The organism is Geitlerinema sp. CS-897, assembly GCF_028368005.1.
GTDB classification, from domain to species: Bacteria; Cyanobacteriota; Cyanobacteriia; order Cyanobacteriales; family Geitlerinemataceae; genus Baaleninema; species Baaleninema simplex.
In genome coordinates this window covers 1-13,285 of the sequence record NZ_JAQNCQ010000143.1, presented here as the reverse complement: position 1 = coordinate 13,285, position 13,285 = coordinate 1, and the positions used below count along the sequence as shown (strand labels likewise).

The following is a 13,285-nucleotide window of genomic DNA, read 5'->3' as shown; positions in this document are numbered from 1 at the left end:
TGTGATTTTTGATACATTTTTTCTTGCCGGATGCACAGGAATTTCCAATTTTACCTCTTTTTCGGGTTCTCGAAGCCATGTCAAGACTCCTCTAAGCCTTACGTCGTAAGCTTTTCACTTCTTTTCAGCAAGCCCTAAATAGTGTTAAAAACGTTGCCAGGGACAGTCCTGAAAACACGACAATGCCCAGGGGTTGTAGGAATTCCGAGCCTTCCCCACGCCCCAACGCCAGCGGAAACAGCCCCAGCACCGTCGTCACCGTCGTCATCAACACCGGGCGCAGTCGCTGCGGGGCGGCTTCCAACATCGCTTCGTAGTGACTCAGGCGCTTTTCCAGACGCACCTGGTTGGCGCGCTCGACGAGGAGAATGGCGTTATTCACCACAATCCCCACCAGCAGCACCGCCCCGACGATCGCCGTTGCCCCCACCGCCGTCTGCGTCAGGTACAGCCCCAGAATGCCCCCCGCCAGCGCCAGGGGAACCGTGAGGATAATCGCCAGCGGATCCAGCAGCGAGTTGTACTGCACCGCCATCACCACGAACACCAAAAACGTCGCCAAGCCGCTCAGCAGGCGTAGCGAATCCTGAAGCTGTTGGTTCGTCTGGGCGGCGACACTGGGAATCCGCGTTACTCCCTCCGGCAACGTCACCGTCGCCAGAATCGCCTCCACTTCCTCCAGCGCCGCGCTGAGGCTGGCACCGTCCGTCAAACTGCCTTCAATTAAGACGATCTGGCGCTGGTTGAGGCGCTGAATTTCCCCCGGTGCGATGCCCGGTTCGATGCGGGCGATATCCCCCAACTGCACGGAGGCGTTGCCACCTCCCGCCCCCTCGCCAAACAGGGGCAGCGATCGCAGCACCTCCGGGCGCGACACCGCACCCACCGGAAGCTGAAGCCGCACGTCCACCAGGCGATCGTTGCGTTGCAGTTGCGTCACCACCGTTCCGTCGAGCGCCGTCTGCACCGTCTCGCCGATCGCCTCAGCAGACAGCCCCAAATCGGCGGCGCGTCGCCAGTCGGGGCGAATTTGAATTTCCGGCTGCGGATCGGCGGCATCGGGCTGATAGCGGGCGATGGTGGCGTTATCCTCCAGCGCCTGCAACACGAGCTTGCCCCCTTCCTCCAGCGCCGCCGTGTCGGTTCCTTGCAACATAATGTCGATGTCGTCGCGAGTCGGGGAGTTGCTCAGGTTCAGCCCCCGCACCGACTCGGGACGCATCCGCACGGAACTGCCCACCAGGGGAACTTCGCGGGATATCTCAGGGTTGACGCGATCGACGTAGGCGGAGACATCGCTGCCGCGATAGAGGGCGATCGTGCTGGAGGCGCGCAGGGCGTTGGCGCTGGTGGAACTGCCGAAAAGGAAGCCCCCCGCCGTGGTGAAGGCGTATTCGGTTTCCGGCTGCGACAGGAGAATTTCGTCGATCGCCGCAACGACGCGGCGGTTGTCTTGCAGGGGGGTTCCCGGCGGAAACTGCATCACCAGCCACGCCTGTCCGGTGTTGATGCGCGGCAGAATTTCCTGGGGAAGCTGCCCCGCCATCCAGATGCTGCTGCCCCCCAACACCAGCACCGCCAAACACACCGTCAGCAGCCGCAGCCGCACCCCCCGTCCGAACAGCCAAATGGGAGGGAGGCGATCGCAGCGACTCGATCGCGAAATCGCTAGCACGACGATGAAGGTTTGCCGCAGGGAGCCGAGGAACAGCAGCACGGCGACGCAACGTCCCCCTGCCGATCGCGCACCCGATTTGACGCGATCGCCCTCAATTTACTTTATCGATCGACCCAACCGCGCCGCCGAAGCCGTGATTCGAGAGGTGCGCGGCGATCGCGCGACAGTTTGGCTTGGGGGTACAGTTCCCGATAGCTTGGCGGAAGGCATCACCTTCGTGTTTGATGTTGTCACTTCCGACGGAGAGGAGATCGGACGTGCGGAACTGATCTCTCGCGACGGTTTGACGGGAAACGTCTCCATCCAACGTTTCCCAGGCGTTTCCTCCATTCCCGAAGGCGCGTTGTTACGGGAAACAGCGCGTCGCATTCCCCGCGATCTCAAACTCCGCATTGGTATCGATCCCTCTTTGGGAGAAGCAGCGATCGAGGCACAGCAACGCTTGAACGATCTGCCCCGCACGATCGCTCTGCCTTTTCAAGATGAAGAAACCCTTTACGGTGGGGCGATCGACTATATATTCTGTCGCATGACCCCGGACTATCTCGCGGCGATCGATCCTGATACCGAGTGGGTGGACGTTGGCAGTGTGGGATTGCTTTCTCAGGACTTGCGAGAAATTATCCCCGATTCCTTCAGCGCTCCCAACGAATCGATGGAGTTAGCCGTGCGTCGCCTCAACTCGAAACTGCGATCGCTTTTGGCTGCCAAGTCGATCAAACAAACCCTCAACGCTAACGCCTCGACACTTAACCTTGCGATCGCCCTGGAAATTGAGGGCGATACCCCATCCGATTCAACCGCAAGTTCCCAATACCGACTCCTCGCCCAAGCCTTTACTGTGCGAGGACGAGAGGAGGATTCGACCGTTCCTCGCCGAGCGCCGACTCCGATGCTAAGGGTGGGTCAACACTTCAATTTCGCGGTCGTTAGTCAAGATTCTAATCCTCTCTATCTCTTGGTTCTGGCGATTTCTTTAGAAGGGATTCACTTCCTCTTTCCGCGCCAACCCGATCGTCAAGAACAACTGCCCCTGATGAAAAATGGCAGTCTTCAAATCCCCGCACGAGCGCCAGAACCCGGTATTTCTGAGGTGTTGTTTATCGCCAGTCGCACGCCGATGGAACGCGCTCGACGGGCGATCGCCACCCTCGAAGAAGAGCGCCGTCTCGGTCAGCGTCAGGGACAGCTTGCTGAAAGTGAGGCGATCGCGGCGTTGATTGACGACCTCAGCGATCGCCGCGATGGGGATTCTGAGGAAGTTCCCCAGGTCATCCGCAATCGTGAGATTGCCGCGCTTTCCTTTACGTTTGAAGTGGTGAGCGAGTCGGTTTCTTAAGAAAACCTCATCTCCCCCTCTCCCCCTCTCCCTTTCTCCCCCTCCAAAATCAATTCCCGCCGACGACGACTTGGCGAATTCGCAAACTCGGGCCGCCGCACCCGACGGGTAAGCCGTTCTGGCCGCCTTTGCCGCAACCGCCGGACTCGTCCCAATAGAAATCGTCGCCGATCGCTTCGATATCTGCCAGGGTCGTAAAAACGTTGCCCGAAAGGGTCACGTCTCGCACTTTCTCCGCTAACTGGCCGTTGCGAACCATCCAGGCTTCTCCAGCACTGAAGGTAAACATTTCGCCGTTGGTCATGCCGCCGAGCCAGTTTCGGGCGTAAACGCCTTCTTTTATGCCATCGAACAGGCGATCGACTGGGGTGGTTCCCCGTCCGATCCAAGTATTGGTCATGCGGACGATGGGAGAGTAATGATAGTTCAAACAGCGGGCGTTTCCTGTGGGGGCTTCGTTGAGTTTTCCGGCGGTTTCTCGGGAATGTAGCCGTCCGACTAACACGCCGTTTTCGATCAGTTGCGTGGTACTGGCGGGGGTTCCTTCGTCGTCGTAAAAATAGCTGCCGCGATGTCCTTCGGGAGCGGCTCCGTCGAAGATTTGCAAGTCGGAAGAGCCGAAACGCCGTCCCAAGGTCATGACTTCGAGTAAATCGGGGTTTTCGTAGGCCATATCGGCTTCGGAGAGGTGGCCGAAGGCTTCGTGTACGAACAACCCGGAGAGAATGGGATCGATGACGACAGTGTAGGTTTTTCCCTGTACGGAGGGAAGCGCTAGGGTATCGATGGCTCGTCGTGCCGCACCTCGTACTTGTTCGTCGAGTTGCGTCATGTCTTCGTAGGCTTTGCGGGAACCGGCGGTTTCTCGGCCGGTTTGGACGGTTTCGCTGTTGCGAGCGGTGGCGGCGAAGCGCATTTCGAGGTCAACCCAGGATTGTTCGATCGCCGTGCCTTCGGAGGTCGCGAGAATCACCCGCTGGGCGCAATCGCTGTAGCGAACGGAGGTGGTAGCGATGCGATCGTCGACGCTGCGGAGAATGTCGGTGTAGCGATCGCACAGGGCTTTTTTTTCGACGAGGGGAATCTGGCGGGGGTCGGTTCCTGTTAAGGGTAACTGACAGATATCGCGGACGATGGGAATGGGGGCTAAGGCAGTGCGATCGCTCCCCACGAGTCGCGCGGCGGTGACGGCATCTTCGATACGCTGTTGGAGATGGGAGAGGCGGTTAAAGCTGGCAAATCCCCAACCGCCTTTGTAGCAGGCGCGGATCTGACCGCCGACGGAGACTTCTTCGCTGAGGGTTTCGAGGCGATCGGAGCGTCTGAAGATTTCGGTCCGTTCGGATTCTTCGAGGCGGATGGCGAGGTAATCGACGCGATGTCCGTAGCGATCGATTAAGTCTGACAACAGGTTTTGAGGGTCGGGGGGTAACGTCGGCATGGTGGCGTTCTCCTGGCAGGCGAGGTCTCCAAACGGGCGATCGACCCGCTTTACTGTTATCTCTTAACTGCTCTCAACTGTATCACCTTCGGCTTTCTTCACTGTTGCAAGAGGCAAGAATTTACCACAAAAGTATGGAGAAAATGGGAATTTTAAGTATTTTTTAAATTAAATTAAATTCGATCTAATTTATACGGAATCCGCAAACCATAGACCCTCTTAAAGCAATCGCTCAAAATCGCTTTAAGTCCTTTCGTACAGGGACTTAAAGCGAGATCCGTAAAACAGGGTTTTTAAACCTGGATTCCGTATTAATTTAAAAGGGTCTTCGGAGTTTGAGGTGATAAGCGGATTTTATACAGGATCGAAACCATCCCCCCAACCCCCCTTGCGAAGGGGGGTTGGGGGGGTGCGCCCCGGTTCGATTTCGTATTATTCATAACAAATTACACCGTAATCTCAGGAGACCCATTTAAAACCTGATAAAACATCGTCGCGAGATCGCTTTTGCAGTGCGTCTAAAATTACGACAGATTGATTGGGACGATACACTTCAACCTGCTTGCAGGTAACATCAAGGGGGAGCATCCCATTTCGGCAATTATAGATAAGCAGCTACTATTGAGAATACTGGCTTGCCTCTCACAGAGACGAATTCACCTACGTCTTGAAACGATTTTCAACAGGGCACCTCGATTAATTCAAGCTTAATGAGAAAAAGGCTATGCTATCGAGAATATAGAACGAGATTTCAGGGGTTTCAGCCGTTGAGTTTTGCATTAGAATCAATTTTTCGAGGTTCCCAACAATCAATTGTCATGTATCTTCCAAAACGGGATGCTCCCCATCAAGGAGCCAGGCTGCATCCCAAAAATGTAACATTTATCAGATCGGAGTCTCTGCGCTGAATTGAGCTGTTGTTAAGTTTCGGCTTCGCTCAACCTAACAACAGCTCAAGCTCATGTTTTTACAAACAAAAGTGAGATTTGCTTCGGCTATATAGCAATCCTAAATGATTCATGGAAACTTTTGTAGTATAATATACACGGAAGGTTTTCAATATCAGACAGACCTCATGAATATCATAGACGAGCTAGGTGATTTCATTAAAAACACCACAAATATAGCGCTCGTCAATTGGGTTAGGACAGTCGGCTCTGGCTGTGTATAACGACTTCCAGGCTTGAAAATGTCCTGGTTGCTCTGGCGGCTGCTATACAAAAAAAATGAAGAGAGCATTGGCAGCCAAAATGAAATTATCTGGTCAATTCTCTAAGAAAATCGAAGAAATATTAAATGTTTCTTCGAGCTTCGTTAGTCAATGGAAAAATAAAGCTATTTTTGAGGGTGTTGAGAGTTTGAAGCTTCAACACAAAGGAAGTCAGAGCTATCTAAAACTGGAAGAAAAAACACAAATTACTTCATGGATAAGACAACAAGAGTATTTGATATTGTCTAAACTCCAGTGAGGTAAAGCCCATCGACTTTCGTTTTCGGGGTGATAGGGCTTGGCGGTAGCGAGAGCATTGCCGATTGACACAGCATCGTACCTTCAATTGCAGTTGGACGACGGCGCTCAGGCTTCGCACCCGTCGGACGTTGTCGTACTTGTTGTGCATCTTCTGAAGAACACTCGGGACAGTGCTTCTGTACGCACTCAAGCACTTGATGCTGGGTCGCTTTGGGTTGGGATTGGCGTCTGACCATTTTAATTGACTATCCATCCCTGACCGCTTAACTCTCGACCTCACTGGCTCCAGTCAACTTTGCTACCTTAGTTTTTTTTAAGGGTTTAGCGGTTTTTCATAAACGCGATAGGTTTTAAAAATTGTACCGCCCGAGGCTTCTGTGATTTTACGAGATGGGTAGTTATCTTCCCAAATCCAAGAGAGTTCTGCCCGTTTGTAACCGCTTTTTTGTCCGCCTTGCATTGCCAGATAGACTAACGCCAGCGGTACCATTTTACGTCGAAATTCCGGCAGGGCGCAGAGGGTAATCATCCGCGCGCGATCGATCTGTCGGCGATACCACAAAAACTTAAGGATTCCCCACCAATTTAACTGTCCGTTAACGTGTTTTAGAGCGATGTTGTAATCGGGTAATCCCATAAAAAAGCCCACCATTTCCCCGTCGTATTCAGCAATAGGAAAAATGGCAGGATCGACGAGAGTTTTAAGTTGTTGAGCTTCTTCAAAAAACTCTTCTTCGCTGCGAGGAGAGGAACTCCAATTATTAGAAAATGCTTGGGTAAAAAGCTGATAAATCTTGCGAACGTCGCGATCGAACCCTTCTCCTTTAAGATTCACCGGACGGAACGTCACCCCTGCTTTCAAGGCCACCCGATAGGCTTTCTCGAACTTATCCGACAACGGTTCCATCGGAAAGTCGTAGGCGTAAGCGTCCTTGGCCTTGACCCATCCTTCCCGTTCTAGTAACTGTGGGTAGTACGGGGGATTGTAAGGCATCATCAGCATCGGCGGCGAGTCGAACCCATCTACGAGAAACAAACAACTGTTGTGAGTAGACAGATCGATCGGACCGCGAACGGTTGTCGCACCGCGATCGCGCAACCAAGACGAGGCCACTTCGAGGAGCGATCGCCCCACCTCTGCATCGTCGATACATTCAAAATAGCCGAACAGTCCGATATTTCGGCTTTCTCGTTCGATCAGGCGGCGGTTGAGGGCAGCTACGATCCGGCCGACGGCGCGATCGCTCTCGTCGATCGCCAAAAATGCTTGAAATTCCCCGTACTGAAGAAACGGATTGTTTTCAGAGGGGGACAGTTGCGAGGCGATCGACACGCGAATCGGTTCGACCCAGTGGCGATCGCTTGCGTACACCAAGCGAGACACGTCGAGAAACCGACGCAACTCTGCCGCTGTCGTCACAGGTTGGATGGTAACTGCCCCCATAAACCTTACGCGCTTACCGTTGCCGTCGAAGAGACCATTGCCTCGCGAGTTTCCACCATCGCATCGACCAAGCGATCCATTTCCTCCTTCGTATGGAGGGCGTTAGCGGTAATCCGTAGGCGAGGTTTAGCGATGAACCAAATCGGCGAAATCCAAATTCCGTGACAGTCCATCATGTGGCGGGCGAAATACTTCGGATTGATGTCCGGGGGCAAGATTACCGGAATCACGTTCGTTTCGCCAATGACCTCGAATCCTCGTTCCACCAAACGCGATCGCAAATACCGGGTGTTGGCTTGCAGCGTTTGCACCAACATGGGATTTTTACGAACTTGACGAATACTTTCCAAAGCGGCCGCCGTCGTCGGAGCCGGAAGCGAAATCGTCCCGATCGAGGTAGGAGACACCGTTAGCAGGTCGTTGAGTTCGGGACTCGGGCTGCTGAGGGCAGCACCAGCGGATGCCGCGAATTTCGAGAAAGTCGTCATGATGACGGGAGCTATTCCGCGATCGATCGCGTCTTGCGGAGAGATACCGTAATACTCGTAAATCCCGCGTCCCGTCGGCCCGATCGCGCCGCTGGCGTGGGCTTCGTCCATCACGATAACACTACCGGGGTAGTTCTCCATCACATCGAGATACTCCGGCAGGGGAGTAATATCGCCGTCCATCGAGAACACCGCATCGGAAATCAGCATAATGCGATCGTCGGGTTTGGCGTAGCGTCGCAACTTCCGCGCCAAATCGTTCGTGTCGTTATGGCGATAGGCTTTCACGCGCACGTTGGGACTGTGGCTGAACGCTTTCCCCGAGCGGTTGTTGGCATGGGTAATTGCCGAAATAATGCAACCGTGGTTGAGAACGTCGCTCAGAATCAGGGTTTCCCGGGTGTGTCGGAATCCGGGAACGTTAATCGCCAGGTGACAGAAGGCATCCATCAACGCTTGCAAGGCCATCCACGCATTCAAAAACAGGTGCGTGTGGGGTAAATGTTTGAACTCCGAAACTTCCCGCTCCAATTGGCGGTGTAGATCGATGCGACCGCTCAACGCTTCACAGGAACTGTTCGAGGTTCCGTACTGCTCGATGGCGGCGATCGCCGCCTGCTTCACCTCGGGATTTTGAACTAAGCCGAGTACGTCGTTCGTGCAAAAGGTTAAAACCGTCAACCGTCGTCCGCTGACTGGCTCTTCAATGTCAACGAAATTCCCGCGCTTGCCATGACAGATATACTCATCGGGATACAACCCGTGTGCGTGTACCTTTGGCACGTATTCTTTAATAACTTGCACTAGCTTTCTCCCCTCACCGTTTGTCTAGATAGTTGATAGGCTGCGGTTTCAACATCTCAGTGTAATTTCCGTTCTGAAGATACCTGTTCTGTAGGTTGACAGGCAAGATTGCTGTCACGCCGCCGCGATCGCGAAATCGATCTGACCTTTAGAATAAAAAGTTTGTGTCGATCGCGCTAGTGACAGCCAGCACGGGGCTAGTCAGTCTCGGAGGTTTTTTCCTCCTGACTGCCGTTCTCACCCGAACCCACCCAAACGCGATCGTATTGCGCGACGATCGTTCGTTGCAGGGCGATAATGGCGGGGTTAACCTCCACGTAGCGCCGTTGCGGGTTCGCCGAATAGTTACGCTGTTCACTTTCCATCATACCGATATCTTGGTTGAGAAATCGTTGGAACAGCACCTTTTCGATAAATAACGTCAGCGGAGTTTTCAGAGGGTTGAGAATCCAGTCGGGAAGGCGAACTTTCAGGAAAAACAGCGCAAACGACCGAGTTTCCGTCGGGCTGACGGGCAAGCGCATCAGATGGATCGACGAAACCCCTTCGAGGGTACTGTAATAGTGAGGATAGCGGTAGCGCACGGAAATCGTCCGGGTCGTGACTTCGTCAGCACTGTCAGTCAGCCCCAAAAATTTCGCCATCTGTCCTTTGTAGGACACGCGATAACTGGCACACACGCTGTCTTCGTCCTGTTTGAGATCCAGTAGAACCGGATCGAACCAGCCTTGGAGTTCTTCGTGAAGGAAGCCGTGGAACACATCCATCGCGTTTTCGTTCGCGATGGAAAAATGGGCGTGAAAGTGTCCCGTAATCGGTACCATCAACCAATCGTCGTTACCATATTCGGGAACCTCTGGCGGATCGCAGCGGTGAGCGAGTTCGGGATTTCCTGGAAACACCCAAGCAATACCGTACTGTTCGCGCACCGGATAACTTCGCGCTTTAGCACAGGGAAGCTTGCTGTTGGGAGGAAAATAGGGAATGTTAACGCATTCGCCGTCTCCGTTAAACTCCCACCCGTGATACGGACACAGCAAATGACGACCCGAAACTTTTCCGTGGTGGAGTTCGACGCCTTTATGAGGACAGGCATCTTCGAGCACGTACAGTTGACCCGATTCGTCTCGGTACACCGCCATCGGTTGTTGCCATACCGTTACGGCTTTCACCTGACCGGTTTTAAACCGCTTCGACCAACCGAGGGGATACCAGTGGTCGGGGTTAATCCCGACGTCGCGCACTCGGTTTTGCACCGTCTGACCGCTTAATGTCGTCGCCAATTTCATCTATGTTTCCTCCTGAAGATGTGGGACGCCAACACCCCAAGTTTCGATCGTACCAGAGCGATCGAGTATGTCATCATACTGGAGTTCTAGAAGTTTTCAAATTTAGCGCTTATGCACGCAAAGTTACGCCCAGAGTGGTTTAAGTTGTCCGTGGTGCTGGCGGGAGGATCGCTGACGACCATGTCTGGCGGCGTCATCGCCCCAGTTCTCCCCGATGTCATGGCACAACTCGAGATCGATGTGGCTCTGGGCGGCGTGTTGGGCAGCTTTCACTGTTTGACGCTGGCTCTGTTCAGTCCGCTGTTAGGACTGCTGGCGGATAGGTTCGGACCGTCCCGAGTTCTCATACCGTCACTTTTGTTTTACGGCGTGTTTGGTGTAGCGGGTGCTTGGATGACGGGGTTTTGGTCGTTGCTGGCGACGCGCGGTCTCCTCGGCGTGGCTTGTGGGGGTTTGGCCGCTTCCTGTTTGGGGGTGCTGGGGCGGATGTACGAGGGTGAAGCTCGCACCCGCATCCTCGGTGTGGCCACGGCAGTTTTGACTCTGACGGGTATCGTATATCCACTTCTCGGCGGCGTCGCGGGTAACGAAAACTGGCGATATGCCTTTTATCTCAACGGCATTGCATTTCCCTTGACAATTTGGGCAATTTATGTATTCGGTGGAAAAGTTCTCTCGCCGAAGCCGCAAGCCTCGAGGCCGTTGGGGGGTCAGTTGTTCGATTTGCTGCTACGTCCGAGAACGATGCGGTTGTTACTGACAATGGGTTTGTCGTCGATCGCGATGTACGCAGTGGTGATTTACGCGCCGATTTATCTCGATCGCGTGTTGGGGTTGAGTCCGAGTCTCAACGGCTTGGTGTTAGCTGCCCGCGCCCTCGGTGCCGCTGCGATTTCGGCGTTCGGTGCCAAGCCACTCGCCAAACTCATCGGACTCGATCGCTCGACAGCGTTAGGATTCGGTTTGATGGCGGTCACCTTAGCCTCGATTCCCTGGATCGATGACTTTTGGGGAACGATCGTCGCCGCCACTATCTTCGGTGTGGGTTTCGGTTTAGTCCTCCCCAACCTTTACAATGCCCTGGCCAACGTTTCCCCCTTCGAGTTAAAATCCAGTGTTCTCGCAGTAGGAACGGGGGTCAGTTTTCTCGGTCAGTTCGCCTCTCCAATTATCTTAGGTGTCGTTCTCGATCGCTCTAGCTTGGAAATCGTCTTTTACACCGCCGCCGTTTTGACCGTTTCTGCAAGCTTTCTCTTGTTCGCTCCCGTAGGGATTCGGAGTTGAGGAGGCTTTTTACAGTCGCCAGTCGCCAGTCACCCGTCACCCGTGAGGTGATGAGGAGATGAAACGGACTGCTCGTCTGGGCCGTTTCTCTAATTGAGCGTCACACGAAAAACCCTGGAGCTTTGGCGAAGTCAACCCTAGAGTTTTTCGTGTGGCTGTGGCGATCTCGCGGGTTTCGCCGCCTCGAACGTCGGCTGTTAGGCGGTGACGATCGCGCCGTGTTGCCGTAACTCTTCCTCGGTGTCGGCGGTGAGTCCGATGGTATGGACGAACTTCGCGGCGTTCACCAAGGCTTGACTCAACAACGTATCGTTGAGGTTCGCTTCCCGTAAGTCCGCCCCGTTGAAATTGGTTCGATCGAGTTGCGCGTCGACGAGATTGGCGCGGAACAGGTTCGCCTGACTCAAATCGGCAAAACTTAAGTTGGCGTGGCTGAGATCGACGCCGCCTAAGTCTGCCCCGCTCAAATCCGCTCCGCTTAAGTCGGCGCCGCTGAGGTTCGCCCCGCTGAGGTTCGCCCCGCTGAGGTTCGCCCCGCTGAGGTTCGCACAATACAGGTTGACGCCGATGAGAGTGGCATTAAACAGTGTCACGCCCAGCAGGTTGGCGCGAAACAGGTTTGCTCCAAACAGGTTCGTACGGAAAAAGCTTGCGCCGCTTAAGTCTGCGCCGTTGAGATCGGCTCGGAACAAGTCGAGATCGCGGAAGTTCCGTTGTCCGGCAGCGTATTGTTCTAGTAATTCTTGGGCATCTATCATAAAGTTTCCGAAAGAAGCCTTTTAACTCGTTAGATCTCTATTGTGTCGGTTCGATCGCGTCTGTGGGGATACTGTTATCTTTTCTCAACAACCCTGCTGGAATTTGAGATTTCAAATGGGGAAACCTCAGCGAACAGGGAGGATTGACACTCCCACTCTTCCCTCTTCCCTTTTTACTGTAAAAGGGGTTGGCAAATGGTCGTCGAGCTGTCAAAAATGGACAGTGAATCTAGTCAACGGTCTTTTGCGTCGAGCGGTAAGCAATGCACAGCGTTTTTTCTGGGCCTTTACAGGTCGAACGTCTGGCGATCGCCATCGAAGCTCTTCCCCCTCACTTACGCGGGATGCGCGTCGTCCAACTGTCAGATTTACACTATGATGGACTGCGTTTGAGCGATCGCCTGCTCGATCGCGCCATTTCTGTTTGTAACGAGCAAGAACCGGATCTCGTCGTCCTGACGGGCGATTACGTGACCACCGATCCCGAACCCGCTTGGGAACTCGTCCGACACCTCAAACGCCTCGAAAGTCGCGCTGGGGTGTACGCCGTTTTGGGAAATCACGATTTGTACCGACGGCGGTCGAAAGCGGTAGTCACGAAAGCCCTCGAAAGTATCGGTATCCACGTCCTCTGGAACCAGGTCGCCTATCCCTTCGGTGACAGTGTCGCCCTGGTAGGACTTCCGGATCTCTGGGCGCGGGATTTTAAGCCAGCCTCGCTGTTTGCCTCGATTCCCTCGGAGATCCCGCGTTTGGTACTCTGCCACAACCCCGATGGCGCTGAAGTGTTACAACAGTGGCGAGCGGACTTAATCCTTGCGGGACATACTCACGGCGGACAAATTGTCGTTCCCGGTATCGGACCGCTGGCGTTAGCCCTCGAACCCATGCGCAAAATCGTCCCGAAACCGCTGCGCCGCTTCGTCCCTTATTTGTCTGAATGTAAGAAAGTCGTCGAGCATTGGGAACACGCCTTGGGACTGCACCGCGTCGGCGAGAACTTACTCTATGTCAATCGCGGTTTGGGAACCTATTTCCCCGGACGGTTGTTCTGTTGGCCGGAACTTACGGTATTCACCCTCGAACCGAAACTCGAGCGATCGCTCGAAGTCAAAGATCGAGATGTTGTCTTGTTTTCACAATGACTCGTAAACTCTTTCTGTTCGGGCGATGGCTGTCGGTAGCCCTCGCGTGTAACCTCGTGTATTCGATCGCCTTTGGCTCGATCTCCGCGTCCGAACCTCCTCCATCTCGAGATCTCGATCGCACCGTTGATACGTCGATCGCGC

8 protein-coding genes and 2 pseudogenes are annotated in these 13,285 nt (G+C 54.2%); 4 read left to right on the top strand and 6 right to left on the bottom strand.

Features of this window, described 5'->3' with window-relative positions; genetic code table 11:
• Positions 1 to 136: 136 nt before the first annotated feature.
• Positions 137 to 1,609: pseudogene (locus POG22_RS08945) on the bottom strand (efflux RND transporter permease subunit); the annotation flags it as partial.
• Between the two features lie 70 nt (positions 1,610 to 1,679).
• Between POG22_RS08945 and POG22_RS08940 the strand changes: the two are divergent.
• Positions 1,680 to 3,017: a hypothetical protein gene (locus POG22_RS08940; protein WP_498904817.1), complete on the top strand. Its 1,338-nt coding sequence runs from the start codon at positions 1,680 to 1,682 to the stop codon at positions 3,015 to 3,017.
• A gap of 49 nt (positions 3,018 to 3,066) precedes the next feature.
• Here POG22_RS08940 and POG22_RS08935 read toward each other — a convergent pair whose 3' ends face one another.
• Positions 3,067 to 4,458, bottom strand: a complete 1,392-nt coding sequence (locus tag POG22_RS08935) for a TldD/PmbA family protein (RefSeq protein ID WP_498904816.1) — start codon at positions 4,456 to 4,458, stop codon at positions 3,067 to 3,069.
• Positions 4,459 to 5,684: 1,226 nt separating this feature from the next.
• Here POG22_RS08935 and POG22_RS08930 point away from each other — a divergent pair.
• Positions 5,685 to 5,924, top strand: a pseudogene (locus POG22_RS08930) (IS630 family transposase); the annotation flags it as partial.
• 318 nt (positions 5,925 to 6,242) lie between these two features.
• Here POG22_RS08930 and POG22_RS08925 read toward each other — a convergent pair.
• From POG22_RS08925 to POG22_RS08915, 3 genes are all read right to left on the bottom strand, one after another.
• Positions 6,243 to 7,373 carry a GNAT family N-acetyltransferase gene (locus POG22_RS08925; RefSeq protein WP_063717564.1) on the bottom strand — a complete coding sequence of 377 codons (1,131 nt, stop codon included), beginning with the start codon at positions 7,371 to 7,373 and terminating at the stop codon, positions 6,243 to 6,245.
• A gap of 5 nt (positions 7,374 to 7,378) precedes the next feature.
• On the bottom strand, positions 7,379 to 8,665 hold the full coding sequence (locus tag POG22_RS08920; protein ID WP_063717563.1) for an aminotransferase class I/II-fold pyridoxal phosphate-dependent enzyme: 1,287 nt from the start codon (positions 8,663 to 8,665) through the stop codon (positions 7,379 to 7,381).
• 197 nt (positions 8,666 to 8,862) lie between these two features.
• Positions 8,863 to 9,954, bottom strand: coding sequence for an aromatic ring-hydroxylating dioxygenase subunit alpha (locus POG22_RS08915; protein ID WP_063717562.1), 1,092 nt, complete (start codon positions 9,952 to 9,954; stop codon positions 8,863 to 8,865).
• Between the two features lie 111 nt (positions 9,955 to 10,065).
• Here POG22_RS08915 and POG22_RS08910 point away from each other — a divergent pair, with 111 nt between their 5' ends.
• Positions 10,066 to 11,238: an MFS transporter gene (locus tag POG22_RS08910; protein ID WP_063717561.1), complete on the top strand. Its 1,173-nt coding sequence runs from the start codon at positions 10,066 to 10,068 to the stop codon at positions 11,236 to 11,238.
• A 197-nt stretch (positions 11,239 to 11,435) separates the two neighbouring features.
• Here POG22_RS08910 and POG22_RS08905 read toward each other — a convergent pair whose 3' ends face one another.
• A complete protein-coding gene (locus tag POG22_RS08905) occupies positions 11,436 to 11,993 on the bottom strand; it encodes a pentapeptide repeat-containing protein (RefSeq protein ID WP_063717565.1) in 558 nt (185 codons plus the stop codon).
• A 266-nt stretch (positions 11,994 to 12,259) separates the two neighbouring features.
• Between POG22_RS08905 and POG22_RS08900 the strand changes: the two genes are divergently transcribed.
• Positions 12,260 to 13,141 (top strand): metallophosphoesterase, encoded by an 882-nt coding sequence (locus tag POG22_RS08900; protein ID WP_063717560.1) that lies wholly within the window; start codon positions 12,260 to 12,262, stop codon positions 13,139 to 13,141.
• The last annotated feature ends 144 nt before the right edge of the window (positions 13,142 to 13,285 follow it).

What these genes read in the sequence shown, in the direction of transcription:
- POG22_RS08940 (WP_498904817.1), top strand. Translation starts at nt 1,680, where the DNA reads ATGAAGGTTTGCCGCAGGGAGCCGAGGAACAGCAGCACGGCGACGCAA.
- POG22_RS08935 (WP_498904816.1), bottom strand. Translation starts at nt 4,458, where the DNA reads ATGCCGACGTTACCCCCCGACCCTCAAAACCTGTTGTCAGACTTAATC.
- POG22_RS08925 (WP_063717564.1), bottom strand. Translation starts at nt 7,373, where the DNA reads ATGGGGGCAGTTACCATCCAACCTGTGACGACAGCGGCAGAGTTGCGT.
- POG22_RS08915 (WP_063717562.1), bottom strand. Translation starts at nt 9,954, where the DNA reads ATGAAATTGGCGACGACATTAAGCGGTCAGACGGTGCAAAACCGAGTG.
- POG22_RS08910 (WP_063717561.1), top strand. Translation starts at nt 10,066, where the DNA reads ATGCACGCAAAGTTACGCCCAGAGTGGTTTAAGTTGTCCGTGGTGCTG.
- POG22_RS08900 (WP_063717560.1), top strand. Translation starts at nt 12,260, where the DNA reads ATGCACAGCGTTTTTTCTGGGCCTTTACAGGTCGAACGTCTGGCGATC.